25 protein-coding genes, 4 tRNA genes and 1 pseudogene are annotated in these 26,394 nt (G+C 67.5%); 27 read left to right on the forward strand and 3 right to left on the reverse strand.

Annotated features, from left to right (window positions below; all coding sequences use genetic code 11):
* Positions 1-123 precede the first annotated feature (123 nt).
* The gene (ygfZ, locus tag EER27_RS11780) at positions 124-999 is read right to left on the reverse strand and encodes a CAF17-like 4Fe-4S cluster assembly/insertion protein YgfZ (RefSeq protein WP_123088314.1); all 876 of its coding nucleotides are present in this window, start codon (positions 997-999) and stop codon (positions 124-126) included.
* A gap of 29 nt (positions 1,000-1,028) precedes the next feature.
* Between ygfZ and EER27_RS11785 the strand changes: the two genes are divergently transcribed.
* The 25 genes and pseudogenes from EER27_RS11785 (at position 1,029) to EER27_RS11910 (ending at position 22,643) form a co-directional block, all read left to right on the forward strand.
* Positions 1,029-1,193, forward strand: coding sequence for a DUF1674 domain-containing protein (locus tag EER27_RS11785; protein ID WP_123088315.1), 165 nt, complete (start codon positions 1,029-1,031; stop codon positions 1,191-1,193).
* 101 nt (positions 1,194-1,294) lie between these two features.
* Positions 1,295-1,690: a succinate dehydrogenase, cytochrome b556 subunit gene (sdhC, locus tag EER27_RS11790; RefSeq protein WP_123088316.1), complete on the forward strand. Its 396-nt coding sequence runs from the start codon at positions 1,295-1,297 to the stop codon at positions 1,688-1,690.
* Positions 1,687-2,076 (forward strand): succinate dehydrogenase, hydrophobic membrane anchor protein, encoded by a 390-nt coding sequence (gene sdhD / locus EER27_RS11795; protein WP_123088317.1) that lies wholly within the window; start codon positions 1,687-1,689, stop codon positions 2,074-2,076. The genes sdhC and sdhD overlap by 4 nt, the downstream gene beginning before the upstream one ends.
* A 5-nt stretch (positions 2,077-2,081) precedes the next feature.
* Positions 2,082-3,875: a succinate dehydrogenase flavoprotein subunit gene (gene sdhA / locus EER27_RS11800; protein ID WP_123088318.1), complete on the forward strand. Its 1,794-nt coding sequence runs from the start codon at positions 2,082-2,084 to the stop codon at positions 3,873-3,875.
* An 18-nt stretch (positions 3,876-3,893) separates the two neighbouring features.
* On the forward strand, positions 3,894-4,676 hold the full coding sequence (locus EER27_RS11805) for a succinate dehydrogenase iron-sulfur subunit (RefSeq protein WP_123088319.1): 783 nt from the start codon (positions 3,894-3,896) through the stop codon (positions 4,674-4,676).
* A gap of 171 nt (positions 4,677-4,847) precedes the next feature.
* Positions 4,848-5,270 carry an MAPEG family protein gene (locus EER27_RS11810; RefSeq protein ID WP_123088320.1) on the forward strand — a complete coding sequence of 141 codons (423 nt, stop codon included), beginning with the start codon at positions 4,848-4,850 and terminating at the stop codon, positions 5,268-5,270.
* Positions 5,267-5,536 (forward strand): FAD assembly factor SdhE, encoded by a 270-nt coding sequence (locus EER27_RS11815; RefSeq protein ID WP_123088321.1) that lies wholly within the window; start codon positions 5,267-5,269, stop codon positions 5,534-5,536. The genes EER27_RS11810 and EER27_RS11815 overlap by 4 nt, the downstream gene beginning before the upstream one ends.
* 37 nt (positions 5,537-5,573) lie before the next feature.
* Positions 5,574-5,939, forward strand: coding sequence for a hypothetical protein (locus EER27_RS11820; protein ID WP_223807303.1), 366 nt, complete (start codon positions 5,574-5,576; stop codon positions 5,937-5,939).
* A gap of 24 nt (positions 5,940-5,963) precedes the next feature.
* Positions 5,964-7,214 (forward strand): lipoprotein-releasing ABC transporter permease subunit, encoded by a 1,251-nt coding sequence (locus tag EER27_RS11825; protein ID WP_123088323.1) that lies wholly within the window; start codon positions 5,964-5,966, stop codon positions 7,212-7,214.
* A 4-nt stretch (positions 7,215-7,218) separates the two neighbouring features.
* The gene (gene lolD / locus EER27_RS11830) at positions 7,219-7,974 is read left to right on the forward strand and encodes a lipoprotein-releasing ABC transporter ATP-binding protein LolD (RefSeq protein ID WP_123088324.1); all 756 of its coding nucleotides are present in this window, start codon (positions 7,219-7,221) and stop codon (positions 7,972-7,974) included.
* A gap of 122 nt (positions 7,975-8,096) precedes the next feature.
* Positions 8,097-10,594 (forward strand): annotated as a pseudogene (locus tag EER27_RS11835) (DNA internalization-related competence protein ComEC/Rec2); the annotation flags it as partial.
* Positions 10,488-11,144 carry a MotA/TolQ/ExbB proton channel family protein gene (locus tag EER27_RS11840; RefSeq protein WP_123088326.1) on the forward strand — a complete coding sequence of 219 codons (657 nt, stop codon included), beginning with the start codon at positions 10,488-10,490 and terminating at the stop codon, positions 11,142-11,144. The pseudogene EER27_RS11835 and the gene EER27_RS11840, both read left to right, overlap by 107 nt.
* Positions 11,145-11,156: 12 nt before the next feature.
* A complete protein-coding gene (locus EER27_RS11845) occupies positions 11,157-11,597 on the forward strand; it encodes an ExbD/TolR family protein (protein WP_123088327.1) in 441 nt (146 codons plus the stop codon).
* Positions 11,594-13,342: a lipid A export permease/ATP-binding protein MsbA gene (gene msbA, locus EER27_RS11850; protein ID WP_223807304.1), complete on the forward strand. Its 1,749-nt coding sequence runs from the start codon at positions 11,594-11,596 to the stop codon at positions 13,340-13,342. Before EER27_RS11845 ends, msbA begins: the two co-directional genes overlap by 4 nt.
* The gene (lpxK, locus tag EER27_RS11855; RefSeq protein WP_123088328.1) at positions 13,339-14,364 is read left to right on the forward strand and encodes a tetraacyldisaccharide 4'-kinase; all 1,026 of its coding nucleotides are present in this window, start codon (positions 13,339-13,341) and stop codon (positions 14,362-14,364) included. The genes msbA and lpxK overlap by 4 nt, the downstream gene beginning before the upstream one ends.
* Positions 14,361-15,152 (forward strand): 3-deoxy-manno-octulosonate cytidylyltransferase, encoded by a 792-nt coding sequence (gene kdsB / locus EER27_RS11860; protein WP_123088329.1) that lies wholly within the window; start codon positions 14,361-14,363, stop codon positions 15,150-15,152. The genes lpxK and kdsB overlap by 4 nt, the downstream gene beginning before the upstream one ends.
* Positions 15,153-15,156: 4 nt before the next feature.
* Complete coding sequence (locus EER27_RS11865; protein WP_123088505.1) at positions 15,157-15,645, forward strand: low molecular weight protein-tyrosine-phosphatase; 489 nt, start codon at positions 15,157-15,159, stop codon at positions 15,643-15,645.
* A gap of 228 nt (positions 15,646-15,873) precedes the next feature.
* Positions 15,874-17,877 carry an excinuclease ABC subunit UvrC gene (gene uvrC / locus EER27_RS11875; protein WP_123088331.1) on the forward strand — a complete coding sequence of 668 codons (2,004 nt, stop codon included), beginning with the start codon at positions 15,874-15,876 and terminating at the stop codon, positions 17,875-17,877.
* Entirely contained in the window at positions 17,874-18,443 is a 570-nt protein-coding gene (gene pgsA, locus EER27_RS11880) for a CDP-diacylglycerol--glycerol-3-phosphate 3-phosphatidyltransferase (protein WP_123088332.1), read from the forward strand. Before uvrC ends, pgsA begins: the two co-directional genes overlap by 4 nt.
* A 38-nt stretch (positions 18,444-18,481) precedes the next feature.
* Positions 18,482-18,557: transfer RNA gene (locus EER27_RS11885), tRNA-Gly, on the forward strand.
* A 105-nt stretch (positions 18,558-18,662) separates the two neighbouring features.
* Positions 18,663-18,736, forward strand: a tRNA-Cys gene (locus EER27_RS11890).
* Positions 18,737-18,878: 142 nt separating this feature from the next.
* A tRNA-Gly gene (locus tag EER27_RS11895) sits at positions 18,879-18,954 on the forward strand.
* Positions 18,955-19,145: 191 nt separating this feature from the next.
* Positions 19,146-19,232 (forward strand) — tRNA-Leu (locus EER27_RS11900).
* A 295-nt stretch (positions 19,233-19,527) separates the two neighbouring features.
* Positions 19,528-20,937 carry a lytic murein transglycosylase gene (locus tag EER27_RS11905; protein ID WP_425480840.1) on the forward strand — a complete coding sequence of 470 codons (1,410 nt, stop codon included), beginning with the start codon at positions 19,528-19,530 and terminating at the stop codon, positions 20,935-20,937.
* A gap of 83 nt (positions 20,938-21,020) precedes the next feature.
* Positions 21,021-22,643, forward strand: coding sequence for an FMN-binding glutamate synthase family protein (locus tag EER27_RS11910; RefSeq protein WP_123088333.1), 1,623 nt, complete (start codon positions 21,021-21,023; stop codon positions 22,641-22,643).
* 55 nt (positions 22,644-22,698) lie between these two features.
* On the opposite strand, the gene arsC is transcribed toward EER27_RS11910, so the two are convergent.
* Positions 22,699-23,079: an arsenate reductase (glutaredoxin) gene (gene arsC, locus EER27_RS11915; protein ID WP_123088334.1), complete on the reverse strand. Its 381-nt coding sequence runs from the start codon at positions 23,077-23,079 to the stop codon at positions 22,699-22,701.
* A 69-nt stretch (positions 23,080-23,148) separates the two neighbouring features.
* Entirely contained in the window at positions 23,149-23,607 is a 459-nt protein-coding gene (locus EER27_RS11920; RefSeq protein WP_123088335.1) for a DUF4262 domain-containing protein, read from the reverse strand.
* A 141-nt stretch (positions 23,608-23,748) separates the two neighbouring features.
* Between EER27_RS11920 and EER27_RS11925 the strand changes: the two genes are divergently transcribed.
* Together EER27_RS11925 and EER27_RS11930 are read left to right on the forward strand one after the other, a co-directional pair.
* Positions 23,749-24,426, forward strand: a complete 678-nt coding sequence (locus tag EER27_RS11925) for a hypothetical protein (RefSeq protein WP_123088336.1) — start codon at positions 23,749-23,751, stop codon at positions 24,424-24,426.
* 217 nt (positions 24,427-24,643) lie between these two features.
* On the forward strand, positions 24,644-26,281 hold the full coding sequence (locus tag EER27_RS11930; protein WP_148041010.1) for a hypothetical protein: 1,638 nt from the start codon (positions 24,644-24,646) through the stop codon (positions 26,279-26,281).
* The last annotated feature ends 113 nt before the right edge of the window (positions 26,282-26,394 follow it).

Below are 26,394 nucleotides of genomic sequence, written 5' to 3' on the forward strand. Positions count from 1 at the left end.
GATCGTGGTGACCGGGCGAGGTGTCAGCCCGGCGCCACGTCGGCGCCCTGGTGGATCACGCGTGCGGGTCGGTCCGGACTTTCGGAGCACCCCGCAGCGGGCCGGTAGCGGTCTGGCGCGCCGCTAGCGGGCGAGCCCTTCGCGCAACGTGAGTTCCTGCACCGGCATGCCGCCGATGGCCAATGCCGACGGTGTGCGTTCCAACGGCAGTACCGCCAGCGCGAACCGGTTGCCGGCCGCGCACACCACGTTGCCGATCGCAGTGTCGCCGGCGCGCACTTCGGCGCCGGGGTCGATTCTGCCGCCGCCTTCGAGCAGCGCCAGGCCGCGCTTTACCTTGCCCAGGAAATGGGTGCGGGCCACGATTTCCTGGCCCGGATAGCAGCCCTTCTTGACGCTGAAGGCATTCAGGCGCTGCAGCGACAACTGTTGCGGCGTCCAGTGCTCGACCTGCGACTCCGGCAGGCGTGGCAGGCCGTGGGCCAGATCGAACGCCGCCCATTGCGCCATCGCCGCCGCGTCTTCGGCCCCTGCGTCCGCGCCGATGCGCAGGCACCGCGGTCCACCGTCGGCGCCCAGGTCCAGCTCCAGATCCAGTTCCAGGGCGCCGCTGCCGGCCCGGTCATCGAACGTATTGCCATTGGCGACGGCGGGGGCCTCGAAGCGCCCGCTGGCGAAAAGGTCTTCGCGTGGCCTGACAACCACCTTGCTGCGGAACACGAAGCGCCGCAGCGCATCGCAGAAGGCGACCGCGTTGGCATCGGGCAGCCACAGCAGCAGCGACTCGTCGCTGCGCTTGAGCAGGGCGAACAGCGCCATTACGCGACCTTTCGGGGTCAACCAGCCGCTCCATTGCCACTGTCCTGGCGTGATGGCGGTCACGTCGTTGCAGAACTGCGCCTGCGCGAAAGCCGCCGCATCGCGCCCCTCGAGCGTGGCCACGGACGTGCCGGACAGGGCGAAATGACGGCCGGATGCGGCCTGCGGGTTGTCATGCATGAGGTCGGGACTTAAGCTTTGGCGCTGAAATGATAGGCGAAACCACCACGGACACCGCAGCCCAACCGACCTCGCCGCCGGCCGAAAAGGCCGATGCCGACGTCCAGCCGCCCAAGGAAGTGGGCGGTCGCGAAGGGCCCGAGCCTACCCGTTACGGCGACTGGGAAAAGAACGGCCGCTGCATCGATTTCTGACGCCATACCGACCCGTTTCAACCGCTGCACCCGACCGCTCCCCCACCATTTCGTCCCGCCACGCGGCGTCACGCCGCCCAGCCGAGAGACAGCGCACGCCCATGGCGAATCGCGAACGTCCGTTGTCACCGCATCTGCAGGTGTATCGCCCGCAGGTCCAGATGATGACCTCCATCGTGCACCGGGCCACCGGTGTGATCCTTGCCCTCGGCAGCCTGCTGATCGTGTGGGCGTTGCTGGCATTGGCCGCCGGGCCCGACGCATGGGCGCAGTTCAGCGCGTGCGCGCGCTCGCCGCTGGGCTTCATCGTGCTGTTTGGCTGGAGCTGGGCATTTGCCTACCACCTGATCAACGGCATCCGTCACCTGGTCCAGGACGCCGGCTACGGCTACGCCATCGCCGCGTTCGTGCGCAGCAGCTGGATCTCGGTGTTCGGCAGCCTCGCGCTGACCAGCCTGATCTGGATCGTAGCGATGATGCAGCGGGGTGGCGCATGAACGGCAACAACCTGCGTAACCCGCTCAAGACCGCGCGCGGCCTGGGTTCGGCGAAGGACGGTACGCACCACTTCATCGTCCAGCGCATCACCGCCGTGGCGCTGATCTTCCTGGCGACCTACGTCGTCGGCCTGGTGGTATGGCATGCCGGTGCCGACTACGCGACCGTGCGCGCGGCCGTCGCCAACCCGTGCAACGCCGTGCTGCTGGTGGCGTTCCTGGTCACGGCGTTCTGGCATGCCCAGCTCGGCATGCAGGTGGTCATCGAAGACTACGTCCATGCCCCGGGCCTGGCGTTCGCCTCGCAGCTTGCCGTCCGCTTTATCTGTGTCCTCGCTGCCATCGCCAGCGTGCTCGCCGTCATCCGCATCGCGCTGGGGAACTGAACACCATGCCTGCCGCATACAAGATCCAGGAACACACCTTCGACATGATCGTGGTCGGCGCCGGCGGCGCGGGCCTGCGTGCGACCTTCGGCCTGGCCCAGAAGGGCCTGAAGACCGCCTGCATCACCAAGGTGTTTCCGACCCGTTCGCACACCGTTGCCGCGCAGGGCGGCATCTCGGCCGCGCTTGCCAACATGGGCGAGGACGACTGGCGCTACCACTTCTTCGATACCGTAAAGGGCTCGGACTGGCTGGGCGATCAGGACGCGATCGAGTACATGTGCCGCGAGGCGATCCCGGCGATCATCGAGCTCGAGCACCAGGGCGTGCCGTTCTCGCGCACGGCCGAAGGCAAGATCTACCAGCGCCCGTTCGGTGGCATGACCACCCAGTACGGCGAAGGCCCGCCGGCGCAGCGCACCTGCGCCGCCGCCGACCGCACCGGACACGCCATCCTGCACACGCTGTACCAGCAGTCGCTGGCGCACGACGCGCAGTTCTTCATCGAGTACTTCGCGCTCGACCTGATCATGGACGAGCACGGCGCCTGCCGCGGCGTGCTCGCGCTGGACATGGCCGAAGGCACGCTGCACCTGTTCAAGGCGCAGGGCACCGTGCTGGCCACCGGCGGCTACGGCCGCGCGTACTTCTCGGCAACCTCGGCCCACACCTGCACCGGCGACGGTGGCGGCATGGCGCTGCGCGCGGGCCTCGGGCTGCAGGACATGGAGTTCGTCCAGTTCCACCCGACCGGCATCTACGGCGCCGGCTGCCTGATCACCGAAGGCGTGCGTGGTGAGGGCGGCATCCTGCGCAACAGCAATGGCGAGCGCTTCATGGAGCGCTACGCCCCGAGCGTGAAGGACCTCGCCCCGCGCGACATGGTCAGCCGTTCGATGACCATCGAGATCCGCGAAGGCCGCGGCGTCGGCGAGCACAAGGACCACATCCTGCTCGACCTGACCCACCTCGGACCGGAAGTGATCCACGAGAAGCTGCCCGGCATCGCCGAATCGGCGCGCATCTTCGCCAACGTCGACGTCGAGAAGCAGCCGATCCCGGTGATCCCGACCGTGCACTACAACATGGGCGGCATCCCCACGAATTACCACGGCGAAGTGGTGCAGCTGAAGAACGGCAACCCCGACGAAGTCGTGCCGGGCCTGTACGCCATCGGCGAAGCGGCCTGCGTGTCGGTGCACGGCGCCAACCGCCTGGGCTCGAACTCGCTGCTCGACCTGGTGGTGTTCGGCCGCGCGGTGGCCAACCGCGCCGCCGAGACCGTCAAGCGCGACGGCAAGCACGCCAAGCTCGCTGCCGATGCCTGCGACCAGGCGCTGGCGCGACTGGACAAGCTGCGCAACGCCAGTGGTGGCACGCCCACCGCGGTCATCCGCGACAAGATGCAGCGCACGATGCAGGCCGACGCTGCGGTGTTCCGCACCGGCGAGACCCTGGCCGACGGCGTCAAGAAGATCCGCGAGATCAACGCCTCGTTCGCCGACGTCAAGGTCAGCGACCGTTCGCTGATCTGGAATTCGGACCTGATCGAGACCTACGAGTTGTCCAACCTGCTGGGCCAGGCGCTGACCACGATCGTCTCGGCGGAAAACCGCACCGAGTCGCGTGGCGCGCACGCCCGCGAGGACTTCCCGGAGCGCGACGACGTCAACTGGCACAAGCACACCCTGTGCTGGCTGGACGACAAGGGCGAGACCCGCATCGACTATCGCCCGGTGCACATGTACACGTTGAGCGACGACGTGTCCGTGATCCCGCCGAAGAAGCGCGTCTACTGATCTGGAGCGAGCATCACCGTGGCCGAATTCACTCTCCCGAAAAACTCGCAGATCCAGAAGGGCCGGCATTTCCCGGCCCAGGGCGCCAAGCAGCCGCGCACCTTCAAGGTGTACCGCTGGAATCCCGATGACGGCATGAACCCGCGCGTGGACACCTACGAGGTGGACATGGCGGCGTGCGGTCCGATGGTTCTGGACGCGCTGATCAAGATCAAGAACGAGATCGATCCGACCCTGACTTTCCGGCGTTCGTGCCGTGAAGGCATCTGCGGTTCGTGCGCGATGAACATCGACGGCACCAACACGCTGGCCTGCACCAAGGCGATCAGCGATTGCGAAAAGGCCGAGGTGCCGATCTACCCGCTGCCGCACATGGAAGTGGTCAAGGACCTGGTCCCGGACCTCACCCATTTCTACGCGCAGTACGCGTCGATCAAGCCGTGGCTGCGCACGCAGAGCGCCACCCCGTCGGATCGCGAGCGCCTGCAGTCGCCGGAAGACCGCAAGAAGCTCGACGGTCTGTACGAATGCATCCTGTGTGCGTGCTGCTCGACCAGCTGCCCGAGCTACTGGTGGAACGGCGACCGTTACCTCGGCCCGGCCGTGCTGCTGCAGGCCTACCGCTGGATCGTCGACTCGCGCGACGAGGACACCGGTGCGCGCCTGGACGATCTCGAAGACCCGTTCAAGCTGTATCGCTGCCACACCATCATGAATTGCGCGCGGACCTGCCCGAAGGGGCTGAATCCGGCCAAGGCGATTGGCGAGATCAAGAAGCTGATGCTCGCGCGCCGCGCCTGATTGACGGTGGCAGGTGTGCTACCGCTTCCGTCACCCGGAAGCGGCGTTGACCGGGTTTCCCGGCAGGCAAGGTGCCGCAGCGGCTGACCGTCGCTGCGCGTGGTAGATCCCCCGGTGCGTTCGCACCTTTGCCGTCCGGCATGGACGGCCACAACCAGTACGAGGTTGTTGATGGAGAGCAAGGCGATCTTCCTTCCGGCCGTCGCGATGGCGACGTTGACGCTGATGGTCTGGCTGCGGATGTTTTTCCTCCGCGTGGGCCAGATGAAGCGCGACCGCATCCACCCGCAGGCCGTGGCCACATCGTCCCAGGCCACCGCGCGCCTGACCGACAGCCGCGCCGCCGACAACTTCCGCAACCTGTTCGAGTTGCCGGTGCTGTTCTACCTGGCGTTGGTGGTGGCCGCGTTGACCGGGCAGGTCGCGCCGTCGATCCTCGGCCTGGCGTGGGCGTTCGTGGGGCTTCGCGTCCTGCACAGCGCCATCCAGTGCGGCTACAACAAGGTGATGCACCGCTTCTACGCGTACGCCGCTGGTGCCGCGATGCTGTGGGCGTTGTGGGCCGTGCTGGCAATCGGCCTGCTACAGGCATGACCCAACCGCCGCTCAGCGACGCCGACGAGATCGAGCTGCGTCGCTTGCGCTGGCGTTGCCGGCGCGGCATGCGCGAACTCGACCAGTTGCTCGGGCGGTATCTCGACCGTTGCTGGCGGCAAGCGCCCACCGACGAACGCGTAGTTTTCCTTCGACTGCTCGACACCGAGGACGATAGGCTCTGGCACTGGTTCATGGGCCACGAGCGTCCCACCGATGCCGAACTCGCCACACTGGTCGACCACATCCGCACCCTGCCGCCTTGAGTGGCACGCCTCGCGTCTGCTCGCGGGGTTGCTGTTGATGTTGGGAATGCTTTCCGGGTTCTCGGTGCTGGCCAGTGAAATGCCACGTTCGACCGCCGTACCGTTGGCGCTGGCTGCGTTGGCGCATGCGACCTGGCTGGCCCGGCGCCAGTGGCGGCTGCCTCCGCGCAAGCTGGTGCTGCCCGAGGGCGACGGCATCGCCACGCTCGATGGCGAGGCCATGGCCTCCGTCAGCGTGGTCTGGCGCGGCCCCCTGGCGTTTCTGCGCTGGCGTGATCCCAAAGGGCGCCTGCAGCGCATGTCGGCCTGGCCCGACACCCTCGATCGTCGGGGGCGGCGTGAACTGCGACTGGCGATGGTGGCGCGGCGGCCTGCGCCACCGGCGCGATCGATGGCACCATAGCGGCCCCGCAGGCATAGATGCCCCATGTTCAAACCCATCCCCGTAGCGATCGGCCTGCGCTACCTGCGCGCCAAGCGCCGTAATGGTTTCATCTCCTTCATCTCGATGGCCTCGATCCTCGGCATCGCCCTGGGCGTGGCGGCGCTGATCACCACCCTGGCGGTGATGAGCGGTTTCCAGCGCGAGATCCGCGACCGAATGCTGCAGATGGCGTCGCACGCCACGGTCAGCGCCGCCGGCGAGCCGCTCGCCGACTGGCAGCGCGCAATCGCCGTCGCCGCTGCCGATCCACGCGTCGCCGGCGCCGCGCCCTACGTCGAGAAGGAGGCGCTGCTGGCCGGTTCGCGCAACCAGCCGGCCATCGTGCGCGGCGTGCTGCCAACCGAAGAAGGCAAGGTGTCGGTGCTGGGCCAGAAGATGGTCAAGGGGCAGGGCCGTCTCGACTCGCTGGTCGCCGGCCGCTTCAACATCATTCTCGGCAAGGAGTTGGCCATCTGGCTGGGCGTCGGCGTTGGCGACAGCGTGGTGGTCACCACCTCCGATTTCCGCAGCACCCCCCTGGGCGCGGTGCCGCAACTCAAGCGTTTTTCCGTCAGCGGCATCTTTGAGGCCGGCTACAGCGAGTTCGACCGCGGCATGGCATTCGCCAACATGCACGACATGCAGCGCGTGCTGCGCATGGGCGATGGCGTCACCGGCGTGCGCCTGAAACTGCACGACATGGACCGGGCATTCGAGGTGGCGCGCGACCTCGCGCTCAAGCTCGGCGGGCCGTATCGCGTCAGCGACTGGGCCAGCGAGAACGCCAACATGTTCCGCGCGCTCAAGATGGAGAAAACCATCATGGCGATCCTGCTGTCGCTGATCATCGCGATGGGCGCGTTCAACCTGGTGTCCTCGCAGGTGATGCTGGTCACCGACAAGCAGGCCGACATCGCCATCCTGCGCACGCTCGGGCTGGCACCGCGCGCGGTGATGCAGGTGTTCGTGGTGCAGGGCACACTTATCGGCGTGATCGGCACCGTGCTGGGTGTGATCGGCGGCGTGCTGCTGACCCTCAACCTGGAGTACATCCTGGCGGCAATCGAATGGGCGCTGGGCGTCCAACTGCTGCCCGAGGATGTGTACTACATCACCGGTTTGCCCACCGAGCTGCAGACCACCGACGTGGTCACCATTGCGATCGTGGCCTTGCTGATGGCGTTCGTGGCAACGATCTACCCGGCGTGGCGCGCCGCGCGTACCCCGCCGGCGGAGGCGCTGCGCTATGAGTGAGGCGATGCACCAGAATCCATCCGACACCAGTGCTGCAACCGCGCGCGAACGCCACGACGAGGTGGTGTTGCGCTGCGAAGGCCTGAGCAAGACCTATTCCGAAGGAACCCTGTACACGCCGGTATTCGATGGCCTCGAGCTGGACGTGCGCCGGGGCGAGACCGTCGCCGTGCTGGGTGCCTCCGGCGCCGGCAAGAGCACCCTGCTGCACCTGTTGGGGGGCCTGGACACACCTTCGGCCGGTGAGGTGTACGTCACCGGCACGATGATGAGTGCCTTGTCGGACGCGGCACGCGGGGCGCTGCGCAATCGCGCGCTCGGCTTCGTCTACCAGTTCCACCACTTGCTGCCCGAGTTCACTGCGCTGGAGAACGTCATGTTGCCGGTGCTGCTGCGGACCGGGCGTGACAGTCCGTCGGTGGCCGAGGCCAGCCGGCACGCGCGCGAACTGCTGGAATCGGTAGGCCTGGGCCACCGACTGCAGCACAAACCCGGTGAGCTTTCCGGTGGCGAGCGCCAGCGTGCCGCCGTGGCGCGGGCGCTGGTCAATCGTCCGGCCTGCGTGCTCGGCGACGAACCCACCGGCAATCTCGACGAGAAAACCGCAGCCACCGTGTTCGACCTGATGCTCTCGCTTAATCGGGAGCAGGGCACCAGTCTGGTGCTGGTAACCCACGACCGCCGCCTCGCGCGGCGCCTGGACCGCGTGCTGGAACTGCACGAGGGCAAGCTGAGGCAACTGGCCCCGCACGAGGTGTAGCCATGGACGACGCGGCAAGGACGCCGCCGTTTCGAATTGCCGCCAAAGCGGCGCTGTTGATCGGAACCACAGCCGCCCTCACGAGGGCACGCTGAAGCAACTGGCCCGCACGAGGTGTCGCCATGGACGACGCGGCAAGGACGCCGCCGTTTGGAACTGCCGCCGCAGCGGCGTTGTTGATCGGAACCACCGCCGCCCTCGGGCTGCCCTGGCTTTCGCCTTGGTGGTTGGCGCTCGCCGTGCTCGGCATCGGGGTCGCCGGCTGGTGGCACGGCCGGGCTGGGCGCTGGTACGGCCCCCTCCTGACGGGATTTGCGCTGGCCAGCCTGCACGCCGCGCATGCCCTCTCGCTGCAATTGCCGGCAGACCTGACCCGCCTCGAAACGCGGATTGCCGGGCGCATCGTCGAGCTGCCCGTGCACGAGCCGCGTCGCACGCGGCTGGATGTCCGCGTCGACAACGATGTCTCGCAGCCGGCTGCTCTGCGGGGTCGGCTTCTGCGCCTGGCCTGGTACAGCGACAACCCGGAAGCTCGCCGCGAGTTGCTGGCCGGTCAGCGCTGGCAGTTCGACGTGCGGCTGCGAGCACCGCGCGGGCTGCGCAATCCCGGTGGCATGGACGCCGAGATGCACGCGATGGCACGCCGCGTCACGGCCAACGGGTACATCCGCGAACCCTCGCTTGCCCGGCTCCTGGCATCCCCCACGGGACTCCAGGCCTGGCGCGAACGCATGTCGACGCGTATTGCGGGTAGCGTTTCCAATCCGGCGGCGCGATTCGTGCAGGCCCTGTCGGTTGGCGACACGCGCGGCCTCGACGATGGCGACTGGGCAGTGTTGCGCGCCAATGGCCTGACCCACCTTGTCGCGATCTCGGGATTCCACGTCGGCCTGGTGGCCGGGCTGTTCAGCCTGCTGGCGCGCGTGCTGTGGTGGCTGCTTCCCGGTCTTGCGCGGCGTTGGCCCCGGCAGATTGCCGCGGCGCTGGCTGCCGTGGCGGGCGCCAGCCTGTACACGGCGGTCGCCGGGTTTGCCCTGCCGACAGTGCGCACGTTGCTGATGATCGCCATCCTGGCCCTGGTCCGTGTCGCACGGCGCCCGCTCGGCGGGTTCGACACGCTCGCGCTGGCGGCGATCGCGATGTTGCTGGTGGATCCGTTGGCGGTGCTCGCCGCGGGATTCTGGCTGAGCTTTCTTGGCGTGGCTTGGTTGCTCTGGTGCCTGCCGCCATCGTCCGAGCCCGCGAGCCGCGGCGCCATGATCGGCGACCTGGTGTCGGCACAGGGCGTTGCGTCGCTGGGGTTGTTGCCGCTGGGCGTGGTGCTGTTTGGCCAGGCATCGTTGGCCGGGCCGATCGCAAACCTGATCGCGGTGCCATGGTGGAGTCTGGTGGTGGTGCCACTAGCGCTGGTGGGTACGGGCCTGGAAGGCCTGCACGCGGGGTGGGGGCAGTGGTGCTGGCAGGCGGCCGCATGGTGCTTCCAGCAAAGCTGGCCACTGTTCGATTGGCTGGCCGGCAGCGGACTGGCGCTGTGGTGGCTGCCAGAGGCAGCGTGGTACGCGTTGCCGCTCGCGCTGCTCGGCGCATTCTGGCTGTTGCTACCGCGTGGCGTTCCCGGCAAGGCGCTGGCGTTGCTGCTGTGGCTGCCGTTGCTGTGGCCACAGCGGCACCTGCCGGCAACGGGGGAGGCCGAACTGGCCATGCTCGACGTGGGGCAGGGCTTGTCGGTGCTGGTACGTACCCGCCATCACACCCTGCTGTACGACATGGGGCCGGCCGTGCGCGATGGCTTCGATGCCGGCGAGCGCGCCGTGGTTCCGGCGCTGCATGCGCTGGGCGTGCGCCGGCTGGACGCTGCCGTCGTCAGTCACGGCGACAACGACCACGCGGGCGGCTACCCGGCCGTCGCTGCCGTGTTTCCGGCCGATGCGGGTTACGCGCCGGCCGATTCGCCGGTCGCGGGCAAGGCGCTGTGCGAGGCGGGGCGTCGCTGGACCTGGGATGAGGTCGAGTTCGCCTTCCTGCACCCTCCACCGCACTTTCCCTACCTGGGCAACGAGTCGAGTTGCGTGCTTCGCATTCGTGCCCGGCACGGCTCGGCGTTGCTGACCGGCGATATCGGCCAGGTGGTCGAGCGCGACCTGGTGCGTCTGCATGGGGACGAGCTGCGCTCCGACGTGGTGCTGGCGGCCCACCACGGAAGCGGTGGCTCGTCCGATCCGGGGTTCGTTCAGGCAACGCGCCCGCAGCGGGTGCTGGTGTCGTCCGGCCACGGCAACCGGTTCGGGCATCCCAAGCCGGACGTGCTTGCGCGGTGGGCCAAGGTTGGCGCGCAATCCGTGGATACCGCCCGCGACGGCGCGGTCCGGGTGCGGCTGCTGGCAACCGGGGTGGAGGTCGAAACGCGACGTGCGGCACGCCCGCGCTTCTGGGACGCCGCCCGGCGGTCGGCAACGGCGCCGGCTGGGCTATCCTATCGGCCTGAATAACACGGCCTTGGGCCGGAGGTTCGCGTGCTGGAATTGGTCAAGGCCGGCGGTTGGCCGATGATCCCGCTGTTGCTGTTGTCGGCGATCGCCCTGGCGATCATCGCGGAGCGGGCCTGGACACTGCGTCGCAAGGTGGTGCTGCCACCGGCGTTGGGCAAGGAAGTCCGGACCTGGGCTGCGGGCGGCAAGCTCGACCCGGCCCACATCGAATCCCTGCGCAGCAATTCGCCGCTGGGCGAGCTGCTGGCCGCGGCCCTGGACGTCCGTCACCGTCCGCGGGACCTGATCCGCGAGCGCATCGAGGACGTCGGTCGCCATCTCGTGCACCGCATGGAGCGCTACCTCAACACGCTCGGCACGATCTCCGCTGCCGGTCCGCTGCTGGGCCTGTTCGGCACGGTGGTCGGCATGATCCAGATGTTCCTGGGCATCCTCGACCACGGCATTGGCGACGTGACCCAGCTCGCCGGCGGTATCGGCAAGGCGCTGGTGTGCACCGCCGCGGGCATGATCGTTGCCATCCCGGCACTCATGGCGCACCGCTGGTTCCGCGGTCGCATTTCCGAGTACATCGTCGCGATGGAGCACGAGGCCATCCAGCTGCTCGACGTGATCGAGCCGCACGCGGCGGTGCGCCCGGTCGCGCCGGCGCCCGCGCCCGTGGCCAAGAAGACCGCCTGAGGTCCCGCCCGCATGCGCATTCGCGACCACCGCGCCGACGACGAGCCGGAGATCAACCTGGTTCCGTTGATCGACGTGATCCTGGTGCTGATCATCTTCTTCGTGGTCACCGCCACCTTCGACGCCCGCTCGATCCTCAAGATCGAACTGCCGCGCGCCACCGGTGAGCCAGCCCGCGAGACCGACAAGGCACTGAGCCTCCTGGTCAACGCCGACGGTCGCTATTTCGTGGACGACCGCGAGGTGCTGCGCGACGATATCGAGTCGCTCAAGGTGACCCTGGTCGAGGTGGTCGGCAGCGATCGGGAACGCCCGGTACTGCTGCGCGCCGATGCGCGCACGCCGCACCAGGCGGTTGTCACCGCGTACGACGCGCTTGGCCAGCTCGGCTTCCGCCGCGTAATGATCGCCACCGCGCCCGAGGCACGGGCAGCCGCAGGTGCCACCCGGTGACCACGGCCGAATCGCCGTGGCAGACCTACCGCCGGCTGATCTCCTTCGCCCGGCCCTACCGCGGCCTGCTGCTGCTGGCGCTGGTCGGGATGCTGCTGGAAGCGGCTGCCGGTGCCGGTTTCACCAAGCTGATGGAGCCGGTGGTCAACGACACCTTCATCGAGCGTGATGCGCGCCTGAGCGTATTGCTGCCGTTGGCGATCGTCGGACTGTTCGTGGTGCGCGGCATCGCCGGCTACGTCGCCGACACCAACATGGCGCGCGCCGGACGCAGCGTCGCCCGCGACATGCGCGTCAACGTGCTGGGCAAATACCTGCGCCTGCCGGGCCTGCGCTTCGACAACGAACCGGTGCCGTCGATGCTGGTGCGGCTGGGCTCGGACAGTGACCAGGTCGCACAGGCCGCGGTCGACGCGTTCAAGGTCATGCTGCAGCAGTCGTTCCAGATCCTGGGTGCGCTGGTGGTGATGTTGTCCACCAGCTGGCAGGTGACGATGGCGATCCTGGTCCTGGGGCCACCGCTGGCGCTGATCATGGACCGTGTCGGACGGCGCTACCGCAGCATCAGCCACCGCGTGCAGGAAAGCGGTGCACTGCTGCTCCAAGCTGCCGACCAGGCGCTGTCCAACCAGCAGGAAGTGAAGATCTACGGCGCCCAGGGCGTTGAGCTGGAGCGCTACGCCCGCCAGGCCAACGTTGGCCTCAAGCTGAGCATGAAGGTCGAGGCGACGCGCAGCATCTCCTCGGCGATGGTGCAGCTGATGGGCTCGGTGGCACTGGCGCTGCTGCTGTTCTTTGCCGGTCGCGAGGCCGCGGCCGGACGGCTCAGCGCCGGCGGCTTCGTCGCGCTGATGATGGCGATGATGGCGATGATCCCCGCGCTCAAGCAGCTGACCAACGTGCAGGGCATGGTGCAGCGTGGCGTGGCGTCGGCCGAGCGCTTGTTCAGCGTGCTCGACGCCGCGGACGAGATCGACGAGGGAACGCGTCCGCTGGCACGCGCGCAGGGCCTGATCGAGTTCCGTGACGTCACCGCGCGTTACCCGGGCCAGGACCGGCCGGCACTGGCCGATATCAGTTTCACCGCGCGTCCGGGTACGGTCACCGCGATCGTCGGACGTTCGGGCAGCGGCAAGTCCAGCCTGATCAAGCTGATTCCGCGCTTCTACGAATCCGAGGCCGGGCAGATCCTGCTCGACGGCCACCCGATCCAGGACTATCCGCTGGCCGACGTGCGCCGGCAGATCGCCCTGGTTGGCCAGCAGGTCATGCTGTTCGACGGGAGCGTTGCGGCCAACGTGGCCTATGGCGAGCTGGAAAATACCGGTGCCGACAACCTCCAGCAGGCGATCCGCGACGCCAACGCGATGGAGTTCGTCGAACGGCTGCCCGACGGGCTGCAGGCGGGCATCGGCAGCAAGGGCGGCAAGTTGTCCGGTGGTCAGCGGCAACGCCTGGCGATCGCCCGGGCGATGCTCAAGGACGCCCCGATCCTGATTCTCGACGAGGCCACCGCCGCGCTCGACAACGAATCCGAACGCCTCGTGCAGGACGCGCTCGAACGGCTGATGCCCGATCGCACCACGCTGGTGATCGCCCACCGGCTGTCCACGGTCGAGCACGCCGACCAGGTGCTGGTCCTCGACGAGGGACGCATCGTCGAGCGCGGCAGCCATCGCGAACTGCTGGCCAGGGACGGGTTGTACGCGCACCTGCACCGCATGCAGTTCCGCGAGGGCCAATGAGCGGACCCGGATCCGCCCCGCGCGGGCAACAACCGCCTTACTGGTACGGCGATACGCCCGTTCCGCTGCACGCGCGCCTGCTCGCCGGGCTGTATGCCGGTGTCACCGCATTGCGTCGCCGCCTATATCACGCGGGCCTCCTGCGTCGCCGTCATCCGGGTGTTCCGGTGCTGGTGGTGGGCAACATCACCGCCGGCGGCGCCGGCAAGACCCCATTGACGATCGAGCTGGTCGAACGGCTGCGCGCGGCCGGCTGGAACCCGGGCGTGGCCAGTCGCGGCTACGGCCGAAACAACGCCCGCAAACCCATCTGGGTCGAGCGCGGCATGGATCCGGTGGAAGGTGGCGACGAACCGGTGCTGATCGTGCGACGCACCGGCGTGCGCCTGCGCGTGGACCGCAATCGCGCGGCCGCTGCGCGCGCGCTGGCCGCGGCGGGCTGCGATATCGTGGTCTGCGACGACGGCCTGCAACATTATCGGCTCGCCCGCGATGTCGAGATCGAGGTCGTCGATGGCCGGCGCCGTTACGGCAACGGCCAACTGCTTCCAGCCGGACCGCTGCGCGAACCGCCGGAGCGCGGAGCGGCCTGCGATTTCCGCGTGGTCAACGGCGGTGGGCCAGGGCAGCCCGGTGCAGGATTCGGCGAATGGCCGATGCGACTGCTCGCTGACCAGGCGTTGCCGCTGGGCGGTGGTCGTCCGCGGCCGCTGGTGTCGTTTGCCGGACTACGCGTGCACGCGGTCGCCGGCATCGGCGATCCCGAGCGCTTCTTCTCGATGCTGCGTGGATTGGGCATTGCCGTGGTGCCGCACGCGTTTGCCGATCACCATCGGTACAGCGCGGAAGACTTCGAGTTCGGTAGCCGGTTGCCGGTGCTGATGACCGAAAAAGACGCGGTCAAGTGCGCCGAATTCGTCACCGAGCTGCACTACAGCGTGCCGGTGCGCGCCGATCTGCCCGAGGCCTTCTGGGTCGCGTTGCTCGATCGCCTGCCACGACCGGCCAGGGAGCCCAAATGACACCAGCCGACCCCCGCGATGCCGACGGTTTTGTCGTGGCCATCCCGGCGCGCTACGCCGCATCGCGATTGCCCGGCAAGCCGTTGCGTGCGCTTGCCGGAGAGCCGCTGGTGCTGCACGTCGCACGCCGGGCGCTGGCCGCTGGCGCGCGCGAGGTGTGGGTCGCTGCCGATGACGATCGCATCGCCGCCGCGCTGACCGGCTGCGGCGTGCGCGTCGCCATGACATCGCCGGACCACGCGTCCGGCACCGATCGCCTCGCCGAATGCGCGCGTATCGCCGGCTGGAGCGATGACACCATCGTCGTCAACCTGCAGGGCGACGAACCCTTCGCGCCCGCGGCCGGCATCCGCGCCGTGGCGGGGTGCCTGCGGGCGAGCGGGGCGGTGATGTCCACGCTGGCGACGCCGATCGACGACGTCGACACCCTGTTCGATCCGAACGCCGTCAAGCTCGTGCGTGCCGCCAATGGCGACGCCCTTTACTTCAGCCGTGCCCCGTTGCCCTGGCCGCGCGATGCATTCGCCGCGGATCGCTCGCGCCTGCCTTCGGGTGGACACTGGCTTCGCCACATCGGCATCTACGGCTACCGCGCCGGCTTCCTGCAGCAGTTCGCGGCGATGCCCGCCGGGCGGCTGGAGCAGGTCGAATCGCTGGAGCAGTTGCGTGTGCTTGAGGCCGGTCATCGCATCGCGGTCGCGCTGACGCCGGAGCCGTTCCCTCCCGGCGTCGATACGCCTGACGACCTCATCCGCGCCGAGGCGCACCTCGCCGGCGGCCATGGCTGAGCCATTGCGCCTGCTGGTGGTGTGCCTGGGCAACATCTGCCGCTCGCCGATGGCCGAGGGCGTGCTGCGTGCGCGCATCGCGGCGTCGCCGCTGGCGGGTCGGGTCGAGGTCGATTCGGCCGGCACCGGCGACTGGCACGTCGGGCATGCGCCGGACCCGCGCGCGGTGGCCATGGCGGCGCGGCACCACGTCGACATCTCCGGGCAGCGCGCGCGGCAGTTCGGCGTCGTCGACGCAGGCCAGCACGACTGGCTGCTGTGCGCCGACACCACCAACCTGCGCGACGTTCGCGCGCGACTGCCCCACCAGGACCGCGCGCGTGCCGCGCTGCTGCTGGACTGGTGCGACGGGTCGGTGGCGGGCGCGGAAGTGCCGGACCCGTACACCGGCGGCGAGCCGGAATTCGAGTACGCCTGGCGGCTGCTGGACACCGCCGCGCAGGCCGCCGTCCAACGCTTGCTGCAGTTGCCGGTTTCCCGCTGGCGCAGCTGAGCCGCCCGACGCATTGTCGTACGTGATCGATCCGGACCGGGCTGCGCGACCCGACCGTGTGCGGTTCGACCCAATCACGGCAACGTGCTTGATCGTGACGCTTGCCGATACCATCTCATTGTCGATGCCCGCCATCCTGCAGCCCCTGTTGCTTGCCTTCCCGCCCACGACCGCGCGCCCCGCGTCGTGCGCGCCGCCGCGCGCGCGGGCCCAGCTGGAGCGCACCCGATGACGTCCCCGGTCGCGCCGCCGCTGTTCGACGGCAAGGATTTCGTTCGTGCGCTGAGCACCGCGCCGGGCGTGTACCGCATGCTCGCCGCCGACGACAGCGTGCTGTACGTGGGCAAGGCCGGTGCGCTCAAAAACCGCGTGTCGAGCTACTTCAATGCGACGCCAAAATCGGCGCGGATCATGGCGATGCTGTCCCAGGTCGCACGCATGGAGGTCACGGTCACCCGGACCGAGGCCGAGGCGCTGATCCTCGAGAACCAGCTGATCAAGTCGTTGAAGCCGCGTTACAACGTGCTGCTGCGCGACGACAAGAGCTACCCATACGTCCTGATGACCAGCGAGCCGTGGCCGCGCATCGCGATGCATCGCGGCCCGCGCGCCGTGCCCGGGCGCTACTTCGGTCCGTACCCCAGTGTGCTGGCGGTGCGCGAGACGATGAACCTCATGCACAAGCTGTTCCGCCTGCGCAGTTGCGAGGACAGCGTGTTCCGCAATCGCTCGCGACCCTGCCTGCAGCACCAGATCGGCCGCTGCAGCGCACCCTGCGTGGGGCTGGTGCAGGCGCGCGACTATGCCGACAGCGTCCGGCGCGCGACGCTGCTGCTGGACGGCCGCAGCGACGAGCTGACCGACGAACTCGGACGCACGATGCAGGCCGCGAGCGATCGCCTCGACTTTGAAGAGGCTGCGCGCCTGCGCGACCTGGTGGCGTCGATCCGCACGCTGCAGGCGCGCCAGTACGTCGATGGCCGCGCCGCGGATCTGGACGTGCTTGCCTGCGCGATGCACGGCGCACAGGCATGCGTGCTGCTGCTGGCGTTCCGGGATGGCCGCAATCTGGGCACGCGATCCTTCTTCCCCAAGACCAACGGCAGCGACAACGCAGAAGAAGTGCTGGCCGCGTTCGTGTCGCAGTACTACGGCGAGCAGATGCCGCCGCGTGAGATCGTGCTCGATCGCGATATTCCCGACCGCGAGCTGATCGAGCAGGCGCTGTCCAGCGCAGGCGATCGCCGCGTGCAGATCCGGTGCAACGTGCGCGGCGAGCGCGCCGGTTACGTTGATCTGGCGCGACGCAACGCCGCCATCGCGCTGGCCGGCGAGCAGACCAGCAACGCGGCCCAGCACGCGCGCGCCGACGATCTGCGCAAGTTGCTGGGCCTGGAAGAGATCGCCGCGCGCATCGAGTGCTTCGACATCAGCCACACCATGGGCGAGGCTACCGTCGCCTCGTGCGTGGTGTTCGACGCGCAGGGTCCGGTACGCGGGCAGTACCGGCGCTACAACATCAGCGGCATCGAGCCAGGTGACGACTACGCCGCCATGCACCAGGCGCTGCACAGGCGCTTCCGGCGTGCGGTCGAAGAGGCCGCGCTGCGTGATGGGACGGAGGGAATGGCGTCAGGGCAGGGCGGCGACGCGTCCGCCGATGCCGTGCTCCCCGATGCCGTGCCCACCGAAGCCGCGCCCGCCGGCAAACGCGCGCGCGGCGAGCCCCTCGGCGTGTTGCCGGACGTGCTGCTGATCGACGGCGGTGCCGGGCAGGTCGCACAGGCGCGTGCCGTACTCGACGAGCTGGGCATCAACGCGGTGGTACTGGTGGGCGTGGCCAAGGGCCCGGCACGTCGTCCCGGCGACGAGGAGTTGCTGCTGCCCGACGGCCGTAGCGTGCGCCCGGGCGCCGACTCCCCGGCTCTCCAGCTGGTCCAGCAAGTGCGTGACGAGGCGCACAGATTCGCGATCACCGGGCACCGTGGTCGACGCCAGAAGGTGCGAAACAGCAGCCGTCTCGAGGATATTCCCGGCATCGGCCCGCGCCGTCGGGCTAACCTGTTGCGGCATTTCGGCGGACTGGGCGGACTCAAGGCGGCCGGCGTCGAGGAAATTTCCCGGGTCGAAGGCGTCAACGCCGCGTTGGCCGAGCGTATCTATGCCACCCTGCACGGGCTGGATTCGCCGGCCAGGGACGTGCCCAACACCGGTTCGCGGAGTGAAGGATGAAGTTGACGGTACCGACCATGCTGACCCTGCTGCGGATCGTCCTGATCCCGGTGCTGGTGCTGGTGTTCTACCTGGAGTTCAAATGGACCAATTTCGCGGCGGCCTTCATCTTCGCGTTTGCGTCCGTCACCGACTGGCTCGATGGCTGGATCGCGCGCCGCTATAACCAGTTCTCGGCGTTCGGCGCCTTCCTCGATCCGGTTGCCGACAAGCTGATGGTCGCCGTGGCGCTGGTGATCACCGTGCAGAGCCACCACACGATCTGGATGGCGCTGTGGGCCGCGGTCATCATTGGCCGCGAGATCGCCGTGTCGGCGCTGCGCGAGTGGATGGCCGAGCTGGGCGAGCGGGCCGTGGTCAAGGTTGCCGCCATCGGCAAGTTCAAGACCATCGTTCAGATGGTCGCGCTGGTGTTCCTGCTCTACAAGGAGCCCTTGTTCGGACTGCCGGTGTTCGCGATCGGCGAGTGGCTGCTCGCGGTGGCGGCGATTCTGACCCTGTGGTCGGGCGCCGCATACCTGCGCGCAGCGTGGCCAACGCTGAAGAAAGAGGAAGACAGGAGTTGACACGTTCGCTGTGATCGGTAGAATTCTCGTTCTGCCTCGCGGGAATAGCTCAGTTGGTAGAGCACGACCTTGCCAAGGTCGGGGTCGAGGGTTCGAGTCCCTTTTCCCGCTCCAGGTTCCAACAAAGCCCCGCTAGCGGGGTTTTGTTTTTAAGGCGGACGGCACGGTGTATCGTGCAGCCGTCGCCGCAGACTTCGGTCTACGGCAAATGAAGTCACCGGCCGGGTGGCAGAGTGGTTATGCAGCGGACTGCAAATCCGCGTACGCCGGTTCAATTCCGACCTCGGCCTCCAAGCTTCACGTTTTATAGCAGTACGATTCATCATTGGTTTCAGAAGTGTGTCGCGGCGGTTCGTTGACGAGAATTTCTTCGCAGCGTGCTTCGCAAAGGGTTTCTCAGTCAGAAGATTCTTTGTTAGAATTTCGCCTCACAATGCGGGAATAGCTCAGTTGGTAGAGCACGACCTTGCCAAGGTCGGGGTCGAGGGTTCGAGTCCCTTTTCCCGCTCCAGTTTCAGGCCTAGTGCCTCCGTCGTCCGTTCTCCATCGGACGCACCAGACCCCGCCATGGCGGGGTTTGTCGTTTCTGCGGTTTGCTCGATCCGATCGACGCCCCACCCGACGGCAACCGGCCGCTCGCGGTTCCTGGACGGCGGCCCAGCGGCTCGGTGTGTTCGTGTCGTAAGCTAGCGCCCCTCGACTGCCCGAATGGCGAAATCGGTAGACGCAGCGGACTTAAAATCCGCCAGCTTTGCGGCTGTGCCGGTTCGAGTCCGGCTTCGGGCACCACGTCGAAACGCGATTGGATATCTTCCAATCCATTGAGCACCAGGCGGCCCCACGATGCGGTGGGTCCGCGCCGCCAGGGCGCTCTCGCAGGTCGGCGGGAATCCGATCCCGCGTCCGTGCCACACAAGCCGCCACGATGCGAGCATCTCAGGCTTCGCGCGCAAGACGCCCGGCGCGCGCCCACGATCGTGGCCAGGAATGACGTGCTGGTGAACGACGCGACCGTTGCCGACACATCGACTACGCCCAAACCTGTACGTTGACCTCCGCTCCGATCCCAGTTGAAGGCAGCGTCATGTCGATATCCACGTTGACCGCGTCCGCTTCGATCGCGTCCGCGTTGTTCCTGCCATTTCTGCTGCAGACCTCCGCCGTGCCCAACGCGGCACCGACGCCGGTGGTCGCACCCGCGCAGGGCACGATCGCCCCGTCCGACATGCTCCCCCCCGACTTGCTCCCGCCCGAGTTCGTGCAGTGCATCGACGGGCTACGTGCGCAGGCGCTTTCGGCCGGCGTCGACGCGGCCGTGTTCGACCGGCACGTACGCCACCTGACACCCGATTTCACGGTGCTGCCGCTGCTGGACAAGCAGCCTGAGTTCTCGACGCCGATCTGGGACTACCTCTCCGGACTGGTCGACCAGGAGCGTGTCGACGACGGCAAGGCGATGTTGTCCACGCATGCGCAGACGCTGTCGCGGGTGGCAGCGCAGTACGGCGTGGACGCCCCCAGCGTGGTCGCGGTGTGGGGCGTGGAAAGCAATTTCGGCAGGAATTTCGGCAAGCGCCCGCTGCTGGTCTCGCTGACCACGCTGTCGTGCATGGGCCGACGGCAGGCGTTCTTCCGCGGCGAACTCATCAGCGCACTGCAGATCGTGCAGTCCGGCGATGTCGAGGCGCAGGCGTTGGTGGGTTCCTGGGCGGGCGCATTCGGCCACACGCAGTTCATGCCATCCACGTTCCAGCGCATTGCCGTGGACGGCGACGGCGATGGGCGTCGCGATCTGGTTGCCAGCGTGCCCGACGCGCTCGCATCGACCGCAAACTTCCTGAAGGTTGCCGGTTGGCGCAGCGGCGAGCCGTGGGGCTATGAGGTGCGGTTGCCGGAAGCGGGCGCTGGCACGGTCAGCGGTCGCACCGAGCGGCTGCCATTGTCCAACTGGACATCGCAAGGCATCGTGCGCGCCGACGGCGGTGCAATCACGCTTCCGCCTTCGACGCCCGCGGCCCTCTTGCTGCCGGCCGGGCGGCAAGGCCCCGCGTTCCTGGTCTTTCGCAACTTCGACGCGATCTACTCCTACAACGCGGCCGAAAGCTACGCGCTCGCGATCGCCTTGTTGTCCGATCGGCTGCGTGGCGGCACCGGCCTGCGCACACCGTGGCCGACGCCGGACCCGGGCCTGTCACGCAGCGAGCGACGCGAGTTGCAGGTGCTGTTGCTCGCGCGCGGGCATGCCATCGGCGAGGCCGACGGCATGATCGGCACGCTGTCGCGCCAGGCAATCCAGCAGGAGCAATTGCGGCTCGGCTTGCAGCCCGTCGACGGCCGCGCCGGCCAGCAGATCCTGCGGGCGCTGCGCGATGGCGCACCGGCTGCGACACCGCCTGCGACATCGCCCGCGACATCGGCAAAGGTGCCGATCGCGCTGCCCGCGATCGCTCCCGTCGTCCCACCGCCACCGATGCCCGAAAGCGGCCGCAAATAGCCGCCAAGCGCGGTCGTGCGATCCGTCGCCGGCCGTATGCTGGGCGCTATGCTGCGGCGTCTGCCACCGCCGTCGGAATCCGCATGTCGCGTTACACCCTCTATGCCCTGAGCCTGCTGCTGACCGCGCTGTCGTTGTTGTTGATGCGAGCGGACCCGGCCTGGGCGTGGGGCGTGGGAGGGTTCGGGGCGCTCGCGGTGCTTGGCACCGTCGATCTGCTGCAGAAGCGCAGCACGTTGCGTCGCAACTATCCGATCCTTGCGCATTTCCGCTACGGCCTGGAATCCATCGGCCCCGAGATGCGTCAGTACTTCATCGAGGCCGACACGGCGGAAGTGCCGTTCTCGCGCGAGCAGCGCGCACTGGTCTACCAGCGCAGCAAGTCGGTCAACGACGTGCGCCCCTTCGGCACGCTGCAGGACGTGTACGGCAACGACTACGAATGGATCAACCATTCGCTGCTGCCCGCGCCGCATGGCTCGCACGACTTCCGGGTGGTGATCGGCGAGTCTTCGGCGCAGCCGTACTCGGCCAGCGTGTTCAACATCTCGGCGATGAGCTTCGGCTCGCTGTCGCCCAACGCGATTCGCGCGCTGAACGAGGGCGCGCGACGCGGCGGGTTCTACCACGACACCGGCGAGGGTTCGATCTCGCCCTATCACCGCGAGAACGGCGGCGACCTGGTGTGGGAAATTGGTTCGGGCTATTTCGGTTGCCGCAACGACGACGGCAGCTTCAATGCCGAGCGCTTCGCGGCGAACGCGCACGACCCGCAAGTCAAGATGATCGAGCTGAAGCTGTCGCAAGGCGCCAAGCCCGGCCACGGCGGCGTGCTGCCAGCGGCCAAGGTCACCGCCGAGATCGCCGCCACGCGCGGCGTCCCGGAGGGCGTGGAGTGCGTGTCGCCCGCGCGCCATGCCGCCTTCGACACCCCGCGCGGCCTGTTGGAGTTCATCGCGCAGCTGCGCGAGTTGTCCGGCGGCAAGCCAACCGGCTTCAAGCTGGCAATCGGCCATCCCTGGGAGTGGTTCGGCATTGCCAAGGCAATGGCCGAGACCGGTCTGCTGCCGGATTTCATCGTGGTCGATGGCGCCGAGGGCGGCACCGGTGCGGCGCCGGCGGAGTTCATCGACCATGTCGGCGTGCCCATGCACGAGGCGCTGATGCTGGTTCACAACACCCTGGTGGGCCTGGAATTGCGCGACCGCGTGCGGATCGGCGCGGCCGGTCGCATCACCAGTGCGTTCGACATCGCACGCACGCTGGCGATGGGCGCGGACTGGTGCAATGCGGCGCGTGGCTACATGTTCGCGCTGGGCTGCATCCAGGCGCAGAGCTGCCACACCGATCGCTGCCCCAGCGGTGTGGCCACGCAGGACCCGACGCGATGGGGGCGCCTGGACGTGCCCGACAAGGCATCGCGCGTGCACCACTTCCACAACAACACGCTCAAGGCCTTGCGCGATCTGCTGTGCGCATCGGGTATCGGGCACCCCGGTCAGATCGGTCCGGAGCACATCCTGCGGCGGATGTCGCCGACCGAGGTGCGCTCGCTTGGCGCCATCTACCGATTCCTCGCCCCTGGCGATCTGATCGGCAAGGTGCCCGAGCACGCGGTGTTCCAGGCGTTCTGGCCGAACGCGCGCAGTGATTCGTTCGCCGCGCCCGAGAAGGTGCAGTCGATGCGGAACAGCAAGTCGTTCTAGCGGGCGGGTTTGCAGTGCCCGGTGGAGCAGGGCGGGCCGCAGTGTGCGGCGCGCCTCAGTCCAGCAGGTCGAGCACACGTTCGGGTGGACGACCGATCACCGCGCGCCCACGGTGCACGAACACGGGTCGCTCGATCAGCCGTGGATGTGCGGCCATCGCCGCGATCAGGGCAGCGTCATCGAGCGCGCGATCGTCCAGCCCGAGTTCGGCGAACTCGGTTTCGCCGGTACGCAGCAGGTCGCGTGCGGGCAAGCCCAGCAGGTCGAGCAGGGCACGCAGCTGCGACGCGTCGAGCGGCGTGTCGAGATAGTGGACGATCTGCGGCTCGATGCCGCGCTCGCGCAGCAGTTCCAGCGCGCCACGGGATTTCGAGCAGCGGGCGTTGTGATACAGCGTCGTCGCGCCTGCTGTTGCATCTGCGGGATGGGGGTTCATCGCACTTCTCCTGGGCAGCCCGATTCAAGTCGAGCCGAGCCGCGATGCGGCTTGGGCTTGAATGAATTGTCAGACGATTGCCAGTGGCTCGCCCGCGGGAATGTAATCGTAACCCTCATCCCACGGGAAACGATGCTGCCTGTCAGGAAAGAACATGACCACGGCGGCAAAGGGCTTGTCCTGGTAGTAGCGCACAGCCGTTCCCAGGTACTCATCGAAGTGCTCGGGCCTGACGCACTTGAAGATGACGCTATAACCGCCAGTCAGAATGTTCTCGTCCTCGACTTCTGGCTGGATGGTGTGGCCGTTCTTGAGCAGGTAGGCGCACTCATGGAGCAGGGCATGTGCCTTTTCACGCTCGACGCCGAAGATCAGAACCTCTGGCGCGCCATAGGATTCACCGAAGCCAATCGAGTAGGTGAACTTGTCTTGATTGTCCTGGGTAGGAAAGACATGGAGGCAGTGCCAGCCAAAAGCCCGGATGTTGTCCGAGATTGTCTGGTTCTGTGCTGGAAGATCTTTACTCATCGTCTAACGCCCGAATGAAGCCGATTGGCGAAGCGGCTTCGGCTGGAATGAATTATCAATCTCCGTCAACCTCCCGTGAGCTCGCGCACTGCGCTCCAAAACTCTAGCATTGCTGCGCGACCCAGCCTTCGGTGACACCTCATGGAACGAGCGATCCTCTTCGTCGTCTCCGTCCTTGCCCTGATGCTCTTCGCGGGCCCGTGTCTGGGCGCGCCGTCGGCGTGCCAACGCATCAGTTTCCACGGTGAGGTCGTGGGCCAGGACGCCTTTCGCGTCAATCTCGGCATGGGGCTGACATTTCGCCTGGAACCCTCAGGCGACGAGAGCGGCTGGGAGTTCGAGATCGGGCCGACGCAGTCCCGATCCGACGAATGGGACGCGTACATCTACACGCTCACCCCGCCGTGGCGCGGGCGGCATGCCACGATGCTCAATACGTCGTACGCGACGCCCGCGCGGCAGGCCGCCACCGGTGCGCAACGCCACTTCTGGTTTCTGCTCCGACGGGCTGATGCCCCCGCGGCCAAGGCGGCACTCGATGACGTCCTGTGGCCGAAGACTGACGAAGCACAAGAAAGCGCACTGATGCAGCTTGGCGACCTCCCGAGAGGCAGCGGGGAACTGACCATCCTGGCGGCGGACATCGAACCCGGTCTCGCGGTGTCGAATCCTTCGGAACTCGAGCCCCTCGGGCGCATCCACCGGCTCGCCTTCCGGGTTGCACTGACGCTCCCGGAGGGTTTTTCCCCGGCGGCGACTCTCGCGAAGGACGTGGCGCCGTGCCCTGATCCACACGCCTGGGCGCAGCAATGGCAGTAGCGCGCGGCCCGGGCGCGGTCGACCGTGATGTCGGTAGCCGTCAGTCAACTCCCGAACTGGCGCTCTGACCACTGTCGTTCCGCGCGCCGCGTAATCATCTCGCGATCGCGAGGTGGATTCGATGCGGGCGAAATCAGGTATTGAGACGCAGGCCGTGCTTGGCGTTGCACGCGACGTGCCAGCATGTACGAACCACTTTCGCGATAAGGAGATTGCGGTGAAAGCTGAAACACCATTGCACAGCTGGCGCTGGCCGAATGCGACGCGCGCGCTTCTCACCCACGCTGCGTTGTTGGCAGGCGTGCTTGCCCTGACGGGCTGCCCACAGGCGTCGAGTCCGCCTGCACCCGACCTCGCGGCTGCGGAGAGTTCATCCCCAGCGTCCGCGTCCTTGCTCGGTTCCTCGACGGCTTCCTCAGTGGCGGCCCCGCCTGCGAGATCGCTTTCCACCGGTCGACATCGATCGGGCCCCACGCTGGCGTCGGTGTGTTTCCAGGTACAGCAATACGGCGTCACCTTCACTCTGGATCGGGCGTATCCCTGCGGCCAGTTTGCCAACGGCGACTATTGGGTCACGCCAGTCGAAGGCAGCCTGGGCAAGGTCAAGGTGCTGTCGATCACGCCTGCCTATGAGGAGGGTCGCAACGGCCTGGAGGTGAATCCGTCCCGGGTTGATCGGCATGGCTTCGACGCAGGGGCGGATGGTTTCGACGAGACGCTGGTGCAGACACTGCCGTACTCCGCCGAGCCCAACGAATCGCTGGTGAAGGCGGTATCGATCATCGGCCACGACAAGACCTATCTCGATACCGCGGTGGTGCTCACGGTACTGGCCGCCGCGCCGCCGGAGGGCGGACGCAATGTGTTCCGCCCGCCTTACTTCGGCCAAAGCAAGCCGCTGTACTCGACGAACGGGATGCGGTTGGACTTGTTGCCTACCTTGCCCGCGCTACCGGACATGCCCACCTTGCCCGAGCTGTCGGAACGGTTTGCCCGCGTGCAGTTGGATCACCAACTCTGGTGGAGTGCCGATCAGATCCATCCGGTGAAGAACATGCCGGACTACGGTGCCGCGATTGCTATGGACAACTCGGTAGCCTCGCTGCGCCTGATGGTCGAAGGCGACCCGGTCGAACGCAAGCAACTGGCAATCCACCTGGTGCAATACGGCATCGATCTCGACGCGGCCATGAAGGGCGGTCTGCACTTCCTGGCCGACGGTGGTCACCGGCACGGCCGGAAGTTGGTGCTGGCCCTGTCCGCGCTGCTGCTCAACGACCAGGCAATGGCTGCGCGCGTGCGTGATTTCCAGCAAGGCACCTTTCAGGAGGACGGTCACCTTTATGTCGGTGCCGGATCCGGGATAGTGCTGTTTGGTCAGCTCTGCACTGCCGCGGATTACTGGGAAAACCAGATCACCGGTGGGAACTCGCGCGACTGCCGCGACCCCTATGGCTATATCGATGGTGGCCAGGAACCGGGTGCCTACTACCAGATGTGCTGCACGGCCAAGGCGTTCAAGGCCACCGCACTCGCACTGCGGCTGCTGCCGGCCTTGCGCTGCATCTGGACCGACGACCGGATCCTGCGTTATGCCGACCGCTGGGTGGAGCACGGCGCATGGACCCAGCCCGATCCCTATCAGCCTGGCGGCAACGGGGCGCTCGACAACAATCCGGCCGACGGCACGGGGCGCTGGCCGGGCGCACATGGCGCGGCGCGCGATGAGGGCTACTACGCCAATGCGTTCGCTGATGCCATGTGGGCTGCGTACCGATCGCAAGCCAGCGATACGTACAGTTGCTCCTCGCGTATCGAGGCGCCCTGCAATGGGGTTCTCATCCCGACGCGGTGAATGCTTCCGGCGCGGCGCGGGCTGCGAAGCATGAGGAACGTACCCTGAGCGCCGGGTCTTCCTCACCGTCGCGAGTAGGGCGGTCGTGGCCCGCCGCTCTGCGCCTTTGAAGG

Source organism: Montanilutibacter psychrotolerans (assembly GCF_003719825.1).
In the GTDB taxonomy this organism is placed as follows: domain Bacteria; phylum Pseudomonadota; class Gammaproteobacteria; order Xanthomonadales; family Xanthomonadaceae; genus Montanilutibacter; species Montanilutibacter psychrotolerans.

Coding starts and splice junctions, on each gene's coding strand:
- EER27_RS11825 (WP_123088323.1), top strand. CDS start 5,964: ATGTTCAAACCCATCCCCGTAGCGATCGGCCTGCGCTACCTGCGCGCC.
- EER27_RS11820 (WP_223807303.1), top strand. CDS start 5,574: ATGTTGGGAATGCTTTCCGGGTTCTCGGTGCTGGCCAGTGAAATGCCA.
- EER27_RS11925 (WP_123088336.1), top strand. CDS start 23,749: ATGGAACGAGCGATCCTCTTCGTCGTCTCCGTCCTTGCCCTGATGCTC.
- sdhA (WP_123088318.1), top strand. CDS start 2,082: ATGCCTGCCGCATACAAGATCCAGGAACACACCTTCGACATGATCGTG.
- lolD (WP_123088324.1), top strand. CDS start 7,219: ATGCACCAGAATCCATCCGACACCAGTGCTGCAACCGCGCGCGAACGC.
- EER27_RS11810 (WP_123088320.1), top strand. CDS start 4,848: ATGGAGAGCAAGGCGATCTTCCTTCCGGCCGTCGCGATGGCGACGTTG.
- arsC (WP_123088334.1), bottom strand. CDS start 23,079: ATGAACCCCCATCCCGCAGATGCAACAGCAGGCGCGACGACGCTGTAT.
- EER27_RS11910 (WP_123088333.1), top strand. CDS start 21,021: ATGTCGCGTTACACCCTCTATGCCCTGAGCCTGCTGCTGACCGCGCTG.
- EER27_RS11785 (WP_123088315.1), top strand. CDS start 1,029: ATGATAGGCGAAACCACCACGGACACCGCAGCCCAACCGACCTCGCCG.
- sdhC (WP_123088316.1), top strand. CDS start 1,295: ATGGCGAATCGCGAACGTCCGTTGTCACCGCATCTGCAGGTGTATCGC.
- kdsB (WP_123088329.1), top strand. CDS start 14,361: ATGACACCAGCCGACCCCCGCGATGCCGACGGTTTTGTCGTGGCCATC.
- EER27_RS11920 (WP_123088335.1), bottom strand. CDS start 23,607: ATGAGTAAAGATCTTCCAGCACAGAACCAGACAATCTCGGACAACATC.
- uvrC (WP_123088331.1), top strand. CDS start 15,874: ATGACGTCCCCGGTCGCGCCGCCGCTGTTCGACGGCAAGGATTTCGTT.
- EER27_RS11845 (WP_123088327.1), top strand. CDS start 11,157: ATGCGCATTCGCGACCACCGCGCCGACGACGAGCCGGAGATCAACCTG.
- lpxK (WP_123088328.1), top strand. CDS start 13,339: ATGAGCGGACCCGGATCCGCCCCGCGCGGGCAACAACCGCCTTACTGG.
- EER27_RS11815 (WP_123088321.1), top strand. CDS start 5,267: ATGACCCAACCGCCGCTCAGCGACGCCGACGAGATCGAGCTGCGTCGC.
- pgsA (WP_123088332.1), top strand. CDS start 17,874: ATGAAGTTGACGGTACCGACCATGCTGACCCTGCTGCGGATCGTCCTG.
- EER27_RS11905 (WP_425480840.1), top strand. CDS start 19,528: ATGTCGATATCCACGTTGACCGCGTCCGCTTCGATCGCGTCCGCGTTG.
- sdhD (WP_123088317.1), top strand. CDS start 1,687: ATGAACGGCAACAACCTGCGTAACCCGCTCAAGACCGCGCGCGGCCTG.
- ygfZ (WP_123088314.1), bottom strand. CDS start 999: ATGCATGACAACCCGCAGGCCGCATCCGGCCGTCATTTCGCCCTGTCC.